The sequence below is a fragment of the Kitasatospora sp. GAS1066B genome, assembly GCF_041262605.1.
Taxonomy (GTDB): Bacteria; Actinomycetota; Actinomycetes; order Streptomycetales; family Streptomycetaceae; genus Kitasatospora.
Genome location: NZ_JBGCCO010000004.1, coordinates 117365 through 134048 on the forward strand (window position 1 = coordinate 117365; position 16684 = coordinate 134048).

Sequence of the window (16684 nt, forward strand, 5' to 3'; positions counted from 1 at the left end):
TGCGGCTCGTGCTGCCGGACGTACTGCGTGATGTTCATCCACTCGGACAATGCCGTACGGATGACTTTAGCCGCCTGGCCAACCATGCGGGCCCGGCTCGAGCCTTAACGTTCCTTCATGGCCCGCGTGTGACCCCCGCACTGGCCACCCCCACGACTCGAAGGAGAGCGCGCGCTCATGGACGCTGTAACCCAGGTCCCCGCGCCGGTGAACGAGCCGGTCCACAGCTACGCCCCCGGCAGCCCGGAACGGGCCCGCCTGGAGGCCAAGCTGAAGGAGCTGGGGGGCCAGGAGCCCGTCCAGCTGACCATGACGATCAACGGTGAGCGCCGGATGGGCGCGGGCACCGAGATCCACGTCGTCCAGCCGCACAACCACGCGGCTCGGCTCGGCACCCTGCGCAACGCCACCCAGGCCGACGCGCAGGACGCCATCGACACTGCCCTGGCGGCCGCTCCCGCCTGGCAGGCGCTCTCCTTCGACTCGCGCGCCGCGATCTTCCTGCGCGCCGCCGACCTGCTGGCCGGCCCCTGGCGCGAGACGCTGGCCGCGGCCACCATGCTCGGCCAGTCCAAGACCGCGCAGCAGGCCGAGATCGACTCCTCCTGCGAGCTGATCGACTTCCTGCGCTTCAACGTGCACTTCGCCCGGCAGATCATCGCCGAGCAGCCGATCTCCTCCGACGGCGTGTGGAACCGCAGCGACCACCGCCCGCTGGAGGGCTTCGTCTACGCGATCACCCCGTTCAACTTCACCGCCATCGCGGGCAACCTGCCCACCGCTCCGGCGCTGATGGGCAACGTGGTGCTCTGGAAGCCGTCCCCCACCCAGCAGTTCTCCGCGCACCTGCTGATGGAGCTGCTGGAGGAGGCCGGGCTGCCCAAGGGCGTCATCAACATGGTGACCGGCGACGGCCTGGACGTCTCCGCCGTGGCGCTCAAGCACCCCGCGCTGGCCGGCATCCACTTCACCGGCTCCACCCCGACCTTCCAGCACCTGTGGCGCGAGGTCGGCAACAACATCGCCGGTTACCGCAGCTACCCGCGGATCGTCGGCGAGACCGGTGGCAAGGACTTCCTGGTCGCCCACCCGTCGGCCGACCCGAAGGTGCTGAAGACCGCGATGACCCGCGGCGCCTTCGAGTTCCAGGGCCAGAAGTGCTCGGCGCTCTCCCGCGCCTACGTGCCCGCCTCGATCTGGGCTGGTCTGAAGGACGAGTTCCAGGCCGAGGTCGAGGGCCTGACCATGGGCGACGTCACCGACCTCGCGAACTTCATGAGCGCCGTGATCGACGAGCGCGCCTTCGCCAAGAACAAGGCCGCGATCGACCGCGCCCAGGCCGACCCGTCGGTCGAGGTGCTGGCCGGCGGGACCTACGACGACTCGGTCGGCTACTTCGTCCGCCCGACCGTGCTGGTCTGCGCCGACCCGGCGAGCGAGTACTTCCGCGACGAGTACTTCGGCCCGATCCTGGCCGTCCACGTCTACGAGGACGACAAGTACGACGAGATGCTGGCGCAGATGGAGTCGGTCTCGCCCTACGGCCTGACCGGTTCGATCCTCGCCCAGGACCGCGCCGCCGCCCAGGACGCGATGCACAAGCTGCGCTTCGCGGCCGGCAACTTCTACATCAACGACAAGCCGACCGGCGCGGTCGTCGGCCAGCAGCCGTTCGGCGGCGGCCGGGCCTCCGGGACCAACGACAAGGCCGGCGCCAAGCAGAACCTGGCGCGCTGGACCTCGACCCGGTCGATCAAGGAGACGTTCGTCCCGCCGACGGACTACCGCTACCCGCACATGGGCTGACGGTCCATCAGATCCATCCTTCCCGGGGCGGCGGCCCACCCTCAGCCGCCGCCCCACCCCTTTCTCCCCCACGTTCTCTCTCCCCCACACCTGTGATCCAGGAGTACCGATGCTCCGTTCCGCCCTCCTCGCCGCCTCCCGCTCGCCGCAGGTGCGCACCCTCGTGGAGAAGTTCCCGCCGACCCACGCGATAGTCGAGCGCTTCGTCGCCGGCGAGCTGCTCGACCAGGGCATCACCGCCACCGACGAGCTGGTCGCCACCGGCCGCAAGGTCACCCTCGACCACCTCGGCGAGGACACCAAGGACGCCGCCCAGGCGGCCGGCACCGCCGAGGCCTACGAGCTGCTGCTGGCCGCGCTCAAGGAGACCGGCCTTGCGGCGAACGCCGAGGTCTCGGTCAAGCTCTCCGCGGTCGGCCAGTTCCTCCCGGTGGACGGCGAGAAGATCGCGCTGGAGAACGCCCGGCGGATCTGCGAGGCCGCCGCGGACGCGGGCACCACGGTCACCCTGGACATGGAGGACCACACCACCACCGACTCGACGCTGGGCATCGCTCGCGAGCTGCGCGCCGACTTCCCGTGGCTGGGCGTCGTGCTGCAGGCCTACCTGCGCCGCACCGAGGACGACTGCCGGGAGTTCGCCGCCGCCGGTTCGCGCGTGCGCCTCTGCAAGGGTGCCTACAAGGAGCCGGAGTCGGTCGCCTTCCAGGGCAAGCACGACGTCGACCTGGCCTACGTGCGCGCGCTCAAGGTCCTGATGGCGGGCGAGGGTTACCCGATGATCGCCTCGCACGACCCCAACATGATCAAGATCGCCGGCCAGCTCGCCGAGTGGAACGGCCGCACCCGCGACAGCTTCGAGTACCAGATGCTCTACGGCATCCGCCCCGAGGAGCAGCTGCGCCTGGCCGAGGCGGGCAACACCATGCGGGTGTACCTGCCGTACGGGCAGGAGTGGTACGGCTACTTCATGCGTCGCCTGGCGGAGCGTCCGGCGAACCTGACGTTCTTCCTGCGGGCGATGGCGACCCGGGGCTGACGGTCGGTCAGCTGGGCTGAGCTGTGGCGGAGTCGAATTCGGCTCCGCCACAGTCGTGTTCGTAGAGCCTGCGTAGTGATCCACTGGGAGCCGACGCTCATCCGCGCGTCCATCGCCGCAACCCTTCCGGCGGACCTGGCGCGAATGCGACATGTCATGTTCCAGCCATGCCATCGGCCTTTCCCGGGGGCGCTGGGGGCGCCAGCATCCGTCTGCCCCGTGTCGGCGGCAGCCGACACTCATCCGGTACCGCTCGGTATGTCAGGAGAGACATGTCCGGACTGGCTAGAAAAGGCTCCTTACTCCTCGCCGGTGCTCTCGCCGCCGCGACGGCGCTCACCGCTCCGGCGTTCGCCGCCTCCCAGGCCGCCTCCCACGGCCCGCGCGCGCCCCGCGCCACCGCTCCAGCCCTCACGCCCGCCCTCACGCAGATCAGCAGTGACCCGTACTCCGACTCGCAGGCCCAGCACGCCACCGAGGTCGAGCCGGACACGTTCAGTTCCGGCAGCACGATCGTCTCCGCCTTCCAGGTCGGCCGGGTCACCGGCGGCGGCGCCTCCAACATCGGATGGGCGACGTCGAGCGACGGCGGCCAGAGCTGGACGCACGGGTTCATGCCCGCCACCACCGCCAACACCGGCGGCCCCTACGGGCAGGTGAGCGACGCCTCGGTGGCCTACGACGCCAAGGACGGCGTCTGGATGGTCTCCTGGCTCGGCATCACCACCGGCAGCAACGTCGACGTCGAACTCAGCCGTTCCACCGACGGCGGCCACACCTGGGGCAACCCCGTCGCCGTGTCCACCAACGCGTCGTACGACAAGAACTGGACGGTCTGCGACGACCACGCCACCAGCCCGTACTACGGGCACTGCTACACCGAGTACGACGACGCCGGCGCCGGCGACATCGAGCACATGCGCACGTCGACCGACGGCGGAGCGACCTGGGGCAACGAGCTGGGCCCGGCCGACAACCCCAGCGGGCTGGGCGGCCAGCCGGTCGTGCAGCCCGGCGGCACCGTGGTGGTGCCGTTCTCGTCGGCCAGTTCGGACGCCGAGGACGCCTTCGTCTCGACCGACGGCGGCGCGAGCTGGGGTGCCAGCGTGCAGATCGCCACCGTCTCGCACCACACGGTCTCCGGGCTTGAGGACGCTGCGGCGGACACCGCGAAGCTGCCCCCGCGCGACACTCTGCGCGAGAGTTCGCTGCCGTCCGCCGAGATCGACGCCTCCGGCACGGTCTACGCGGTCTGGTCCGACTGCCGCTTCCGCAGCGGCTGCACGAGCAACGACATCATCATGTCGACCTCCACCGACGGCACGTCGTGGAGCACGCCGGTGCGGGTGCCGATCGACGCGGCCACCAGCACGGTGGACCACTTCACGCCGGGCATCGGCGTGGATCCGAGCAGCTCGGGCAGCACCGCCCGCCTCGGTCTGACGTACTACTACTACCCGAACGCCTCCTGCACGGACACGACCTGCCAGCTGGACGCGGGCTACGTCTCCTCCACCGACGGCGGTGCCACCTGGACCGCGCCCCTCCAGCTGGCCGGCCCGATGACGCTGGCCTGGCTGCCGAACACCAGCCAGGGCCGGATGTTCGGCGACTACATCTCCACCTCCGTCCTCGCCGGCGGCAACGCCGTCCCCGTCATCCCGGTCGCCCACGCCCCCAACGGCAGCACGTTCGACGTGGCGATGTACGCACCGACCGGCGGTCTGCCGGTCGGTCAGGCCTCGGGAAACACCGTCACCGTCGCCAGCCCGGGCAACCAGACCAGCACCGCCGGCACCGCGGTCTCGCTGCAGATCTCCGGCAGCGACTCCGCCTCCGGCCAGAGCCTGACCTACTCCGCGACGGGCCTGCCGGCGGGGCTGTCGATCTCCGCCTCCGGTCTGATCTCCGGCACCCCGACCACCGCCGGCACCTCCTCGGTGACGGTCAAGGCGACGGACGGCACGGGCGCGTCCGGCCAGATGTCGTTCACCTGGACGATCAACCCCAGCGGCGGCACCGAGACCGTCACCGTGACCGGCCCGGGTAACCAGACCAGCACCGTCGGCACCGCGGCCGCACTGCAGATCACCGGCTCGGACTCGGCGAGCAAACCACTCACCTACTCCGCCACGGGCCTGCCCGCCGGCCTGTCGATCTCCGCCTCCGGTCTGATCTCCGGCACCCCGACCACCGCCGGCACCTCCACGGTGACCGTCACCGCCTCCTCCGGCACCGCCTCCGGGTCCACCACTTTCACCTGGACCGTCAACCCCAGCAGTGGCTGCAGCAGCCCGGGCCAGAAGCTCGGCAACCCCGGCTTCGAGACCGGCACCGCCTCCCCCTGGACCGCCTCGGCCGGCGTCATCGACAACTCCAGCAGCGAACCCGCCCACTCCGGCAGTTGGAAAGCCTGGCTGGACGGCTACGGCAGCACCCACACCGACACCCTCTCGCAGACCGTCACCATCCCCGCCGGCTGCACCGCGACCCTGAACTTCTACCTCCACATCGACACCGCCGAGACCGGCACCACCGCCTACGACACCCTCAAGCTGCAGGTCGGCAGCACCACGCTGGCCACCTACTCGAACCTCAACAGCAACACCGGCTACACCCTGCACTCCTTCAACCTGTCCAGCTATGCCGGACAGACCGTGACCCTCAAGTTCACCGGCACCGAGGACGCCTCCCTGCAGACCAGCTTCGTCATCGACGACACCGCGCTCAACGCCTCCTGATCCCGAGGGGCTCCCCCCGTCACCCGAGCACAGGGGGAGCCCCTCAGCAGGCCCATCCGGCGACCGGTTCGGGAGGCAGCAGCAGCCGTCCACCGGATCGAACCGCCTCGGCCGGCCGCAGTTCCCGGGCCGCAGGCGGCCACTTATGCTGGGGTCGTGACACCGAGAGCGGGGCAGGCGACAACGCTGCGGGCGGATGCCGCGCGCAACCGCGCCCGGGTCCTGCAGGTCGCCCGCGCGCAGTTGGCCGCCGGTGACCGCTCTCTGCAGTTGAACGTCATCGCCCGGCTCGCCGGTGTGGGCGTGGGGACCGTGTACCGGCACTTCCCCAACCGCCATGCGCTGATCGAGGCGCTCTCGGCGGAGCGCTTCCGGGAGCTGGTCGAAGAGGCGCAGGCGGCAGCCGACGCCGAGGACGCGCTCGCGGGCCTGCACCGCCTCCTGCGCTTCGCGCTTGACCGCGCGCTGGACGAGCCTGGTTTCGCGGCCGTGCTGGAGTCCGCGGGCGATGCCGACGCGCAGACCTCGGAAATGAAGGCCGAGCTCGACCGAGCCGTCGCCGATCTGCTGGACCGCGCCCGCCGGGCCGGCGCCATCCGGAGCGGCATCGGGGCGGATGACGTTCGCCGCCTGCTCTGCGGCGTCGAGCATGCCGTGCGCTCCGGGCACAGCGATCCGGCGCGCCGGGAGCTCTACCTCGGCGTCCTCCTCGAGGGTCTGCGCCCTCCGCGCTGACGGCGGCACGACCCACTCCCCACTCCCCACTCCCCACTCCCCACTCCCCGTTAACCGGATAGGTATCCGGTTGTGCTAGCGTGCCCGCACAGAAACGGATAGCTATCCGAATAATCCGGCAGCAGCGAAGGGCAGAGCAATGAGTCAACGGGCAGTGGTGACAGCGGGCACCGGGGGCATCGGCCTGGAGACCGCCAAGGCACTCGCGGAGCAGGGGTTCGCCGTCACTGTGGTCGGCCGCAACGCCGAGCGCGGCACGAGCGCCGTCGAGCGGATCGCAGCGGTGGCAACCGGAGCCGCACCGCGATTCGTGGCTGCCGACCTCGCATCGCTCGACCAGGTACGAGCGCTGGCCGCGCACCTGGCGGCCGAGGGTCCGCTGAAGGTGCTGGTCAATAACGTCGGCGCCATGTTCGCGCGCAGGCAGCAGACGCTCGACGGCATCGAGGCGTCGTTCGCCGTCAACCACCTCTCGCCGTACCTGCTGACCGAGCTACTGCTCGACCAGCTCCAAGCAGACACGCCGAGCCGGATCGTCAACGTCACCTCAGGCGCGATCAAGGTCGCCAAGCGCACCTTCGACGCCGTGGAACCACCGGGCGGCTACTACGGCTTCCACTGGTACGGCCGCGCCAAGCTCGCCAACCTCGCCTACACCCTGCACCTGGCCGAGCGCCTGCACGGCACCGGCATCACCGTCTTCGCAGCCGACCCCGGCGGCGCCGCGACCGACATGACCAACGGCACCATGACCTCACCGAAGATCGTCTCCCCGGCACTGCGCCTGCTGTGGCCGCTGGTCCGCCGGACCTTCGAACGCTCCACCGCCGGCCCGGCAACCGTTGCCGCCCGGCCGTCCGTCTTCGCCGCCACCGACACTTCACTCGACGGGCGGACCGGCCTGCTCATCGGGCCCGAGGCCCGGCCTGTCCCCGCCTTCCGCGGTGCCACCGACCCCCAGGTCATCGACAACGTCCTCAGGCTCAGCCGGCAGTTGGCACCGCTGCATCGCGGTGGGCAGGCCTCAGTGAACATGTAGTCGCGACGTTCTGTGACTGCTGGAGAGACCTGGCAGCCACGACCTGGGAAGCGTGGTTGCCATGAACATCGGCGAGGATATCGCCCGGGTGCTTGCCGCCGAGGGTCTCACCGTGTACGTGTACAGGGCCTGAAGGTGCTCGACAGCGACCGTCTCGAACAGCTGGACCTGCCGGATCACGAGACTGTCGTCGAGTGGCCCGAGTACATGCCCATGTTCTTCCCGGAGGTGAGCGGTGACAGCGGTTCCGACGCTTGAGGAACTCTTCGCCGCGTGCCAACGGTCGGCCGTCCACCTGGAGATGCGCGACGGCTACATGCGTGACGATCCCAGGTTCATCGCCTGGCAGGCCGGGACGCTCAACCTCTCGGCTCTCGACGAGGCAGAGCGACCGTGGATGGCCTTGATGACCGAGACCACCAGCCGCGGCGTCCGAATTCGGCGAGCGCGGATCGTCTCGGAGCCGATCAGTGACTACGTGCGGTACGAGTACGACCTCACCCCGGGCAACGTTGCCTCCGGCGAGCTCGTCAGGTGGCTGCCGCGGCGCCAGAGCACTGACCTGGCTCTGCCGGGCAACGATTTCTGGCTGTTCGACGATGAGACGTTGTTGCTCAACCACTTCGACGGGGACGGCAGTTTTCTCGACCACGAGCTGATCACGGATCCAGCGGTCAGCAAGCTCTGCAGCACCGCGTTCGAATCGGTCTGGAACCGCGCCATCCCGCACGAGGAGTACCGGCCGGCCTGACCGACACCTGCGCGTGGGGATCACCGCCCGGGTGTACCTGCCCTACGGGCAGGAGTGGTACGGCTACTTCATGTGTCGCCTGGCGGAGCGTCCGGCGAACCTGACGTTCTTCCTGCGGGCGGTGGCGACCCGGGGCTGACGGACGGTCAGCTGGGCTGAGCTGTGGCGGAGTCGAATTCGGCTCCGCCACAGTCGCGCTCGCTAGCGCGCGTTGCTGCTCAGCAGGCGGTGCGGGCCAAGGAAGTACGAGAGCGCCGCGAGTGACGGGCCGTCCTGGACCTGACCGGTGGCCAGCAGCTTCAGCAGCTCGGACTCGGGCATCCACTCCACCCGAGTCGCCTCACTCCCGTCGATGGGCGCCCCGATCTGCTCGCAGGCGGTGGCGTGGAAACACTGGAAGCGCATCGTGCTGATGCCCGCCAGTGCGTCGTACTCCACCAGCGGCGTGACGCTTGCCGGCCGCCAGCCGGTCTCCTCCTCGATTTCCCGGCTGATCGCCACGGCCGGGTCCTCTCCGGGCTCCGCCCAACCGGCCGGGACCTCCCAGCCCCAGTGATCGGTGATGAACCGGTGCCGGTACAGCAACAGGAAACGGCCCTGCTCGTCAGTGACAACGGACGTCACGGACGCCTTCGGCATCGTGACCACGTGATGGTCGATCCGGCCGACGCCGGGGATCTCGACGTCATCCAGCCAGACCTCGACGTAGGGGCTGTCGTAGACGCGCCGCCGCCCGTAGCTCTTCCACTCCACCGGGCGGGCCTCCTCAGACGCGAACGAGCTGGTGCTTCGACTCTCTCACGCGCTCCTCAAGCTCCCTCACCGGTGCAGCCGCCCGCCGGATCAACGGCTCGACCACGCTGCTCTCCGCGACGGGGGCCACGTGCTCGCCGAGGGGGCTTGTGCGCTGGCGTGCTTCTCGGTCCTGGGGCTACTGTGCGCAGCCAGCCGGTAACGGGACCGGCATGGAGGGAGAGCAGCAGCATGAAGCTCACGTTCATCGGCTCCACGTCCGAAGAGGGCAACTGCCCGACGCTGTACGAGACCCCGACGGGCGACATCGTCGTCCAGGGCTACCGCCTGGAGGACGACGAGGCGCTCGGCCAGCTGCGGGACGTGTTGCCGGGGGAGGCATTCGTTGTGGTTCCGCGCGACCTGCTCACTCGCTTCGCGCCGAGGAACTGATATGGCCGAGGTTGTGCCCTTTGGGCACATCAAGCACCTGTTCGAGGAGTTCAGGCACACGGCCTGGCGGCTGGAGACTCGGCGCGGCTACGCGGTCGACCGGGTGACGGAGCGGTACCGCCAGTTTCAGGCTGGATCCTTGCCGCCGCAGCCCGCTGACAATCCGTGGCACCTGAACGTACGTGCTCAGACTGCGGCGGGGAAGCGCTTCGAGCGGGTTCGCCTGGTCGATGACCCGCCAACCGTGGGACAGCGTTTCCTGGCGGCCTCGGGGCTGAGTAACGTCCAGGCTGGCGAGGACATCCGGATGCTGCCTCGAGAGGTCGCGGTCGAGTTGGCACTGCCTGACTTCGACTTTTGGCTGTTCGACTCAAAGGTCATGGCTCGGTTCCACTTCGACGCCGACGACGACACGCTCGGTGTCGAGCTGACAGAGGATCCGGCCGTGGTCGTCGCGGCGTGCCAGGCTCGGGATGCTGCCTGGCACCATGCTGTCCCTCTCGCCGAGTTCGCGATGGCGGTACCGTCCATCGTGTGACAACGGACTTTCAGCGGGCGCGTGAAGCCCTCGGTGCACGGATGCGGGACATCCGCACCGAGGGCGGCGTGTCTGGCCGCACGATGGCCAAGCGGCTCGGCTGGCCACCCTCGAAAGTCTCTAAGCTGGAGACCGGCAAGCAAACTCCAACTCCTGCCGATCTCGATGCGTGGGCGACCGCTGCTGACCGGCCGGAGGCTGCGGCAGAGTTGCAGGGACGCCTGCGCGGGCTGGAGACGAATCTCCGATCATGGCGTCGGCAACTGTCCGGTGGTTACCGGCCTCGTCAGGATGAGGCCACCGCGCAGGAGCGCGTCACGGAGAGCATCAGGGCCTACGAGGCGACCGTGATACCGGGAATGCTCCAGACCCCGGACTACGCGCGGCACCTGCTCCAGCACAGCGCTGACCTGCGGCAGGCTCCGCGCGATATCGACGCCGGGGTGCTGGCCAGGATGAAGCGGCAAGAGGCCCTCTATCGACCTGGGCGCATGTTCCACGCGTTGCTGTGGGAAGCGGCCCTGCGGGTCCTGGCCTGCCCTCCAGAAGTGATGGCTGGTCAACTGGACCGTCTTGCCGGCTTGATCGGCATGCCGACAGTTCAGCTCGGCATCATCCCGCTTGGTGTCCCCATGACCATTACGCCTCGCCACGGATTCTGGATCTACGACGAACGGCTCGTCATCGTCGAGACGATCACTGCAGAGATGTGGCTCGATGATGCTGACGACATCGCGATGTACGGCAAGGTGTGGGAACGCCTGGACCGTGCGGCGGTCTATGGGTCGCGCGCGCACCGAGTGATCGCTGCTGCGGCAGCTGCTCTGCGAACGGCCTGAGGAATACCGAGAAGCCCGGGCAGCGCGATTCGAAATTCGGAGAAACAGCGCGGTCCTGGAGAAGCACGTACCTCTACCGTCGTCGGCATGGCAGATCTTGCGGCGTCCGTGCCGCAGCCCAACGGGCTGCCGCCTGCGGACCTTCGTCTCTCCTACGCGCAACTCCATGAACATGCGTGCGTCCAGTGCGGCGGTACTGAGCCGCCCTTGGTACCGGCCGGGCACCGGACCGTGGACGGTCTGGTGTGGGTCGTGGTGGCGTGCCCTGAGCATGCCGGGGTGGCGGCGTGATCGAGACCGACACTCGGTACCCGGGCCTGCACCGCGCTGCCGACCGCCTTGATCGAGAGGACGAGTTGATGAAGCCGTACCAGACCAGGGCGCTCGCCGAACTGCGCGCCCTCGGCCGCCGCCTGGACGCCGCCGCGAAGCAGGGCGCCGACGCGAGCGCGCTGGATCCGCTGCTCGCCGACATGCGGCACCTGCACGTGGGGATCGCCGACCACCTGGCCGCCGAGCTCGGCCTACCGCTCCGCCGCAGGGCGCGCCCGGCGGCGCTGCTCGTACGCGGCCGGACGGCCGGCCCGTGCCCTGGTGTCACCGGGGCACGGGCCGTCGACGTCCGTGCGGCACGCCTGACCGGCGCTCAGGCCAGCCAGTACCCGAAGTACGCCAGCCCCAGCCCGGCCAGCAGGATCAGCGGTCCGGGCAGGTAGTCCGCCGGCTTCTCGGCGACCTTCCAGGTGCCGACGATCGCCGCGACGCCGGTGCCCACCACGACGAGCGCGATGAGCTCGATCACCGCCACCACCAGGCCGATCCAGCCCGGGGTGTGGTTGGTGACGGTGAAGCTGGCCAGCGGCCGGATCTGGTACCTCACGTGCTACTGCCCTTCCGCCGCCAGTGCCTGGAGATCCGACTCGATGCCGGAGCCCGAAGCATAGACGGAGGCGTTGACGCCGATCGCCCGGCTCTGCTTGTAGATCTCGTCCTGGAGCTTGCCGGTCTCGCTGAGGTTGTCGCCGCCGGTCCGGCCCTTGGCGTCCATGTTCTCGCCGTCCTTGGCGCTGCGGTGATTGCCGAGGGCGCCGGTGGCGGCGTTGGTGAGGGCGTCCTGCCACATCGCGGAGCCGCTGGCGTCGTTCTGCCAGTCGGCGACCTCCGCGCCCGCGACGTTGCCCAGGGCGCCGTTGATCAGGTTGCCGGCCTTGCCGTTCCCGGTGAGCGCGTTGGCCACCATGTTCGGCATCTTCACCCCGCCGGCCAGCACCGCGCCGCCGCCGGCGAAGAGGGCCGTGCCGCCCGCGTCCCAGGCGCCGCCCTCCAAGTCCTTCGTGTAGGTGACCGGTTGGCCGCTCAGCGCCTGGTTCAGCATGGTGCTGCCGGAGTCGGCGACGAAGTTGGTCGCGAAGGTGGGGATCGCCTTCTCCAGGAAGGTGCCGCTGATCTTGGCGACCGTCTTCATGATCGTCTCCAGCACGGAGATGGTCTTCTCGGAGAGGCTGGTGAACTTCTCCAGCAGTTCCGCGATCTTCTCGGCGGCCGTGGTGAAGTTCTTCACCAGCTCCATGATCTTGGCCACCCGGGAGGCCACCGCCGCGTTCGCGACCAGGTCCGAGAGGAAGCCGGTGAAGAACGACAGCGCGGCGCCCGCCACCTCCATCTCGGCGATCTGGACCCCGATGTCGATGATCTCCTTGTTGATGCTGTCGATCTCATCGGCATAGGACCGCAGGCCACCGGCCACCTGGTGGAAGTTCCCGGCCACCTCGTCGACGACCTTCTTGACGCCCTGCCAGTGCTTGACGAACGCGTCGTGCGCCGGACCCGACCAGTCCTTCGCGTCGAGCGCGCTGATCGCGCTGTCGACCGCGGTGCCGAGCCCGGTCAGCTCGTTGCCCATGGTGTCCCAGGTCTGCGCGATCGAGCGCAGCGCGTCCCCGTCACCGCCCGGCAGTTCCACGCCGCACGCTTGCAGGACCTCGAGGACCTTGCCGTCGATCCATCCGTTGATGCTCATCGTGTCGCCCCCCGCTCAGACCGCGCGGCCAACGGACTTGGCCTGCGTCTCCACGGCCCGGTCCACGTCGGTGTAGCAGCCGGCGGTCGCCGTCAGCCGCTCGCCGGTGCCGTCCAGCACCTGGGAGAGCTGGCCCAGTGCCTTGCTGACGTTGGTGAGCAGCGAGGCATAGTTCTTCGCCGCGCCGTCGCAGGCGCCGAGCACTCCGAAGGCGGCGGCGGGGTTCGAGGCGCCCGACTCGAACGTCGAGATCTGTGTGGTGAGGTCATGCGCCTCGGTGTGGAACTTGGTCGCCAGGCTGGCCACCGTCGGTGGGTGCACCTGGAACTGCTGTCCGGCCATTCTCTGTTCCCCGTTCTGGGTGTTGCCTTGCCAATCCACTGGATCCCAGTAGCGCGACATGATGCCACACGGTGGGTCAGGTGCGGCCGGCGAGACCAGATGTGACGAACGGGGCGCGGGTGGTGCGGAGTTGGTGTTGGTCGTGCACGGTCGGAGTGTCGGCGGCAGGGCGGGGCGGGCGCTGCCGATGGTGCGCAGGTGGCTCGTCGGTGGCGGGCCGGCACTTCCTTGTAGGAAAACCGCACAGTTGGTATGGTTTCTCTCTCGGTCGACTCGGCGAAGGGGCGAGCAGTGCAGGTGAGGGCGGAGCGGACGCGGTCGCTGCTGGTGGTGGCGGCGGCGGAGGCCTTCGGTCGGCACGGCTTTCGTGGAGCCACGGTGGGGGAGATCGCCGCGGCGGCGGGGGTGTCGACCGGGGCGCTGCACTTTCACTTCCCCACCAAGGGGGACCTCGGAGCGGCTGTTCAGGCTGCCGGGTGCGGGAAGCTGGCGGATATCGGCGCGCGGTTGGAGTCGCGACGCTCGCACCCCGTGCAGGAGTTGATCGATCTCTCGCAGATCGTGCTGGAGTGGCTGGCCCGCGACGTCACGGTGCGGGTGGCCGTCCGGATGTGGCACCAACTGCCGCCGGCGGTCGGGGGCGCGCCGGATTTCTGCGGCGACTGGCTGGAGCGGATCGGCGCTCTGGCGCTGATGACCGAGCGGGCCGGCGTCCTGTGCGAAGGGCGGGCGGCGTCATCGGTGGCGGCGTCGGTGGCGGGGGCGATGGTGGGCGCGGAGTTGCTGGCGGGAGCCGGGGGTCCCTGTCGCAGTGTCGCGCAGGTGGCGGAGTGCTGGCGGCTGTTGCTGCCGGGACTGGTGGGTGAGGCTGCGGCTGCCGGGCTCAATCCGTACGGTTCGTTGCGGCTCGGCGCGGGTGCGGTGGGGCCGAGGGCGTAGTGAGCAGTCGGGCGGCGTACTCGAACTGGGTGCGTACCCGTTCCGGACCGCCGAGGAACGGGGCCATGGCCTGGGCCCCGAGCAGGGCGCCGAACAGCACCGTGGCGAGCGGTTCGGCGTCGGGGGCGTCGGAGGTGTCGGCGGCCTCGGAGGCATCAGCGGCCTCAGTGGCCGAGACCGGGCTGATGGCGTCGACCAGCCGTCGGCAGTGCCCGGCGGGCGGGGCCGGGGCGCGCTCGACGATCAGGCGAAGTCCGGCCCGGACCACGACGGAGCGGCGGTGCAGGCGCGACAGGGTGGCGGCGGGCGGTGCCTTGGCCTGGGCGAGTTCGGCGAGCAGCCGGGCCGCGCAGGACTCGACCACTCCGGCGGCCAGGTCCTCCTTGTGGGCGAAGTGGAACTGCACTCCGCCGCTCGTCAGGCCGGACCTTCGGACGATCTCCGCGAACCCCGCACCCGCGTAGCCGAGTTCCTCGAAGGCGGCCGCGGCGCCCTCGATGATGGCCATTCTGGAGCGCACCGCGCGCTCTTGCATCGACAGCCACCTCCGTCGCCGGCGTCCTGATCATCACCTTCGTGGGCATCTGTGCCGTGAGCCACCACCGTAAGGGCGGGCAACTCTTGTCGGCAAAAGAAACCGCATGCTAGGTTTGTTATTGCTGCGGGAGCAGCGACCCAATCGGTTGAGGGGGAACCGTTCGTGATCGTCATGGAAAGTGCCGCAAGACCGTCCAGAGTGGAACTCGCGGATCTGGAGAGCCTGTTCGCGGGATCGGTGGCGCGCCGTCTGGTGCACCGGGCGGCCATCTCGGAGGTGCTCATCACGGGATGCCGATCGGTCGAGTCGGATGTCATCACAGTAGGTGCACAACTCCCGAGGGCGCACAGCTTTTATGAATCGATCGAAGGCCGCTGGCACGACCCGATGCTGGTGGCCGAGGCCATCCGGCAGGCCGGACTGGTCATCGCCCACCAGGAGTTCGGTGTCCCGTTCGGGCACCAGTTCCTGATGCAGGACATGACCTACGACGTCGACCCGGGCGGGCTGCTCGTCGGAGGCATGCCGGCCGATCTGGTGCTGTCGGTCGAGACGGGGGAGATCGTCCGGCGCGGCTACTACATCGCGGGTGCCCGACTGGATGTGACGATTCATCGGGACGGCCACTGGATCGGCACCGGATCGGCCCGCTTCGACTGCGTGTCGCCTGCCGTCTACTCCCGGATGCGGGCGCTCGGCGGCTGCGAACCCGCGGTCCCCCGGCCGCCGGCACCGGTCCCGCCCGTCCTGGTCGGGCGGGAGCGCGCGTCCGATGTGGTGCTGTCGCCCAGCGGTCGGGCCGACTGCTGGCTGCTCCGGGCCGACCCCTCGCACCCGGTGCTCTTCGACCACCCGGTCGACCATGCGCCCGGGATGCTGCTCGCCGAGGCGGCCCGGCAGGCCGCGACCGCACTGCTCGGATCGCGGAGCATGGGCAGCGCGGCGGCGCCGCTGCCGCTGGCCTTCCACATCGGCTACTCCCGCTACGTCGAGCTGAACGCTCCCTGCCTGGTGCGGGCCGTCCTGCTGGAGCAGTTCGGCGAGCTCGCGCTGGTGCGGGTGACCATCGAGCAGGGCGGCAGGAGTGCGGTCGAGGCCAGGCTGACCATGAGGGCCGCGGTCCGTGGCTGATCGGACACGGCCGCGCAGGCTGCTGGTCACCGGTGCGACGGGGTTCGTCGGCGCTGCGGTGCTGCGGGAGTTGACGCGGCGTGCGGACCAGGGGGTGGAACTGAGGCTGCTCGCGCGACGGGTTCCGGTGGACAGCGCGAGGGTGGACGGCATGGCGGCGGACGGCACGTCCGACCGCGCTTTACGAGAGGCCTGGACAGCCGCCGATCTGACCGATCCCGCGTCGCTGGCCGGTTGTTGTGAGGGCGTGGACACGGTGCTGCACCTGGCCTCGCTGATCGGGGGCGATCCCGAGCAGTGCCGCCGGACCAACGTGGACGGCACCGAGGCGCTGCTCGCCGAAGCCGGCCGGGCGGGTGTCCGGCGCGTGATCCAGCTCAGCACCGCGGCCGTGTACGGGGACGGACCGCATCGAGGCTGCCTGGAAGGGGAGTTGATCCCGGAACCGGTGTCGCCGACCAGCCGGACCCGGCTCGCGGCGGAGCAGGCGGTGCTGGCCCGGGGTGGGCTGGTGTTGCGTCCGAACCTGATCTACGGGCGTGGCGACCGGTGGGTGGTGCCGGGCGTGGCCGACCTGCTGCGCAGGGTGCCGGCCTGGCCCGAGGGCGGACGGGCGCGCGTCTCGATGATCTCGGTGGACGGCCTGGCCGGCGCGCTGGTCGAGCTCGCGCTGGGGCGGGCCGAGTGGACGGGCGGTGTGCTGCACGCTGTGCATCCGGAGCCGGTGACGGTCCGGGAGTTGTTGGCAGGTGTCTGCCGCATCCTCGGGTTGGCGGAGCCGACCGAGGAATTGAGCCGGGACCAGCTGGCCGAGCGCCTGGTCGTGGCGGGCGGTCCGGTCGGCGACCGTAGGCCCGCGCTGCTCACCTCGGACCGTTGGTACGACGGCGGGGCGCTGTGGCGACTGCTCGGCCGATCGCCCGGACCGGGCTTCGCGGACCGGCTGGCGGGAGACGCGCGGTGGTACCGGAGCGTGTTGCGCGCGGGGTGACCTCGAAGGCCCGAAGGCGCCAGGGGGCGCTGCCCGATCAGCGGGCAGCG

At 69.8% G+C, this 16684-nt stretch carries 19 protein-coding genes and 1 pseudogene; 15 read left to right on the plus strand and 5 right to left on the minus strand.

All coding sequences use genetic code 11. The features are described from left to right. Positions 1–177: 177 nt before the first annotated feature. The 8 genes and pseudogenes from pruA to ABH937_RS05485 form a co-directional block, all read left to right on the plus strand. Positions 178–1806 (plus strand): L-glutamate gamma-semialdehyde dehydrogenase, encoded by a 1629-nt coding sequence (gene pruA, locus ABH937_RS05450; RefSeq protein WP_280688834.1) that lies wholly within the window; start codon positions 178–180, stop codon positions 1804–1806. A gap of 109 nt (positions 1807–1915) precedes the next feature. Further along, positions 1916–2845 (plus strand): proline dehydrogenase family protein, encoded by a 930-nt coding sequence (locus tag ABH937_RS05455; protein ID WP_280688835.1) that lies wholly within the window; start codon positions 1916–1918, stop codon positions 2843–2845. Positions 2846–3117: 272 nt separating this feature from the next. Further along, the gene (locus ABH937_RS05460) at positions 3118–5586 is read left to right on the plus strand and encodes a putative Ig domain-containing protein (RefSeq protein ID WP_370217371.1); all 2469 of its coding nucleotides are present in this window, start codon (positions 3118–3120) and stop codon (positions 5584–5586) included. A gap of 156 nt (positions 5587–5742) precedes the next feature. Further along, positions 5743–6321, plus strand: a complete 579-nt coding sequence (locus tag ABH937_RS05465; RefSeq protein ID WP_280688837.1) for a helix-turn-helix domain-containing protein — start codon at positions 5743–5745, stop codon at positions 6319–6321. Between the two features lie 139 nt (positions 6322–6460). Next, on the plus strand, positions 6461–7360 hold the full coding sequence (locus tag ABH937_RS05470) for an SDR family NAD(P)-dependent oxidoreductase (protein ID WP_280688838.1): 900 nt from the start codon (positions 6461–6463) through the stop codon (positions 7358–7360). A 135-nt stretch (positions 7361–7495) separates the two neighbouring features. Further along, on the plus strand, positions 7496–7618 hold the full coding sequence (locus ABH937_RS05475; protein WP_280688839.1) for a hypothetical protein: 123 nt from the start codon (positions 7496–7498) through the stop codon (positions 7616–7618). After that, positions 7596–8111 (plus strand): DUF6879 family protein, encoded by a 516-nt coding sequence (locus ABH937_RS05480; protein WP_280688840.1) that lies wholly within the window; start codon positions 7596–7598, stop codon positions 8109–8111. Before ABH937_RS05475 ends, ABH937_RS05480 begins: the two co-directional genes overlap by 23 nt. 22 nt (positions 8112–8133) lie before the next feature. Then, positions 8134–8250, plus strand: a pseudogene (locus tag ABH937_RS05485) (proline dehydrogenase); the annotation flags it as partial. 62 nt (positions 8251–8312) lie between these two features. Here ABH937_RS05485 and ABH937_RS05490 read toward each other — a convergent pair. Continuing rightward, on the minus strand, positions 8313–8864 hold the full coding sequence (locus ABH937_RS05490; protein ID WP_280688841.1) for an NUDIX hydrolase: 552 nt from the start codon (positions 8862–8864) through the stop codon (positions 8313–8315). Positions 8865–9095: 231 nt separating this feature from the next. Here ABH937_RS05490 and ABH937_RS05495 point away from each other — a divergent pair, with 231 nt between their 5' ends. From ABH937_RS05495 to ABH937_RS05510, 4 genes are all read left to right on the plus strand, one after another. After that, a complete protein-coding gene (locus ABH937_RS05495; protein ID WP_370217372.1) occupies positions 9096–9296 on the plus strand; it encodes a hypothetical protein in 201 nt (66 codons plus the stop codon). Between the two features lies 1 nt (position 9297). Further along, positions 9298–9834 carry a DUF6879 family protein gene (locus tag ABH937_RS05500; protein WP_370217373.1) on the plus strand — a complete coding sequence of 179 codons (537 nt, stop codon included), beginning with the start codon at positions 9298–9300 and terminating at the stop codon, positions 9832–9834. After that, the gene (locus tag ABH937_RS05505; protein ID WP_370217374.1) at positions 9831–10673 is read left to right on the plus strand and encodes a helix-turn-helix domain-containing protein; all 843 of its coding nucleotides are present in this window, start codon (positions 9831–9833) and stop codon (positions 10671–10673) included. Before ABH937_RS05500 ends, ABH937_RS05505 begins: the two co-directional genes overlap by 4 nt. 287 nt (positions 10674–10960) lie before the next feature. Beyond that, complete coding sequence (locus tag ABH937_RS05510; RefSeq protein ID WP_370217375.1) at positions 10961–11389, plus strand: hypothetical protein; 429 nt, start codon at positions 10961–10963, stop codon at positions 11387–11389. Here ABH937_RS05510 and ABH937_RS05515 read toward each other — a convergent pair. From ABH937_RS05515 to ABH937_RS05525, 3 genes are read right to left on the minus strand one after another with little or no spacing between them, the layout of a single operon-like run. Then, complete coding sequence (locus tag ABH937_RS05515) at positions 11320–11553, minus strand: hypothetical protein (protein ID WP_280688845.1); 234 nt, start codon at positions 11551–11553, stop codon at positions 11320–11322. The genes ABH937_RS05510 and ABH937_RS05515 overlap by 70 nt on opposite strands. Before the next feature lie 3 nt (positions 11554–11556). Next, positions 11557–12693 carry a WXG100 family type VII secretion target gene (locus ABH937_RS05520; protein WP_280688846.1) on the minus strand — a complete coding sequence of 379 codons (1137 nt, stop codon included), beginning with the start codon at positions 12691–12693 and terminating at the stop codon, positions 11557–11559. 15 nt (positions 12694–12708) lie between these two features. Then, positions 12709–13035: a WXG100 family type VII secretion target gene (locus ABH937_RS05525; RefSeq protein ID WP_280688847.1), complete on the minus strand. Its 327-nt coding sequence runs from the start codon at positions 13033–13035 to the stop codon at positions 12709–12711. 252 nt (positions 13036–13287) lie between these two features. Between ABH937_RS05525 and ABH937_RS05530 the strand changes: the two genes are divergently transcribed. Then, on the plus strand, positions 13288–13974 hold the full coding sequence (locus tag ABH937_RS05530) for a TetR family transcriptional regulator (RefSeq protein WP_370217376.1): 687 nt from the start codon (positions 13288–13290) through the stop codon (positions 13972–13974). On the opposite strand, the gene ABH937_RS05535 is transcribed toward ABH937_RS05530, so the two are convergent. Continuing rightward, entirely contained in the window at positions 13919–14482 is a 564-nt protein-coding gene (locus tag ABH937_RS05535; RefSeq protein WP_370217377.1) for a TetR family transcriptional regulator, read from the minus strand. The two genes, ABH937_RS05530 and ABH937_RS05535, sit on opposite strands and share 56 nt — an antisense overlap. Positions 14483–14683: 201 nt before the next feature. On the opposite strand from ABH937_RS05535, the gene ABH937_RS05540 reads away from it, so the two are divergent. Then, positions 14684–15643: a ScbA/BarX family gamma-butyrolactone biosynthesis protein gene (locus ABH937_RS05540; protein ID WP_370217506.1), complete on the plus strand. Its 960-nt coding sequence runs from the start codon at positions 14684–14686 to the stop codon at positions 15641–15643. Next, positions 15636–16634, plus strand: a complete 999-nt coding sequence (locus ABH937_RS05545) for an NAD-dependent epimerase/dehydratase family protein (protein ID WP_370217379.1) — start codon at positions 15636–15638, stop codon at positions 16632–16634. The genes ABH937_RS05540 and ABH937_RS05545 overlap by 8 nt, the downstream gene beginning before the upstream one ends. Positions 16635–16684: the final 50 nt, after the last annotated feature.

Bases quoted from the DNA above. Each gene is read 5' to 3' on its own strand.
- pruA (WP_280688834.1), top strand. From the start codon at position 178: ATGGACGCTGTAACCCAGGTCCCCGCGCCGGTGAACGAGCCGGTCCAC.
- ABH937_RS05455 (WP_280688835.1), top strand. From the start codon at position 1,916: ATGCTCCGTTCCGCCCTCCTCGCCGCCTCCCGCTCGCCGCAGGTGCGC.
- ABH937_RS05460 (WP_370217371.1), top strand. From the start codon at position 3,118: ATGTCCGGACTGGCTAGAAAAGGCTCCTTACTCCTCGCCGGTGCTCTC.
- ABH937_RS05470 (WP_280688838.1), top strand. From the start codon at position 6,461: ATGAGTCAACGGGCAGTGGTGACAGCGGGCACCGGGGGCATCGGCCTG.
- ABH937_RS05495 (WP_370217372.1), top strand. From the start codon at position 9,096: ATGAAGCTCACGTTCATCGGCTCCACGTCCGAAGAGGGCAACTGCCCG.
- ABH937_RS05500 (WP_370217373.1), top strand. From the start codon at position 9,298: ATGGCCGAGGTTGTGCCCTTTGGGCACATCAAGCACCTGTTCGAGGAG.
- ABH937_RS05520 (WP_280688846.1), bottom strand. From the start codon at position 12,693: ATGAGCATCAACGGATGGATCGACGGCAAGGTCCTCGAGGTCCTGCAA.
- ABH937_RS05525 (WP_280688847.1), bottom strand. From the start codon at position 13,035: ATGGCCGGACAGCAGTTCCAGGTGCACCCACCGACGGTGGCCAGCCTG.
- ABH937_RS05530 (WP_370217376.1), top strand. From the start codon at position 13,288: ATGGTTTCTCTCTCGGTCGACTCGGCGAAGGGGCGAGCAGTGCAGGTG.
- ABH937_RS05535 (WP_370217377.1), bottom strand. From the start codon at position 14,482: ATGGCCATCATCGAGGGCGCCGCGGCCGCCTTCGAGGAACTCGGCTAC.
- ABH937_RS05540 (WP_370217506.1), top strand. From the start codon at position 14,684: ATGGAAAGTGCCGCAAGACCGTCCAGAGTGGAACTCGCGGATCTGGAG.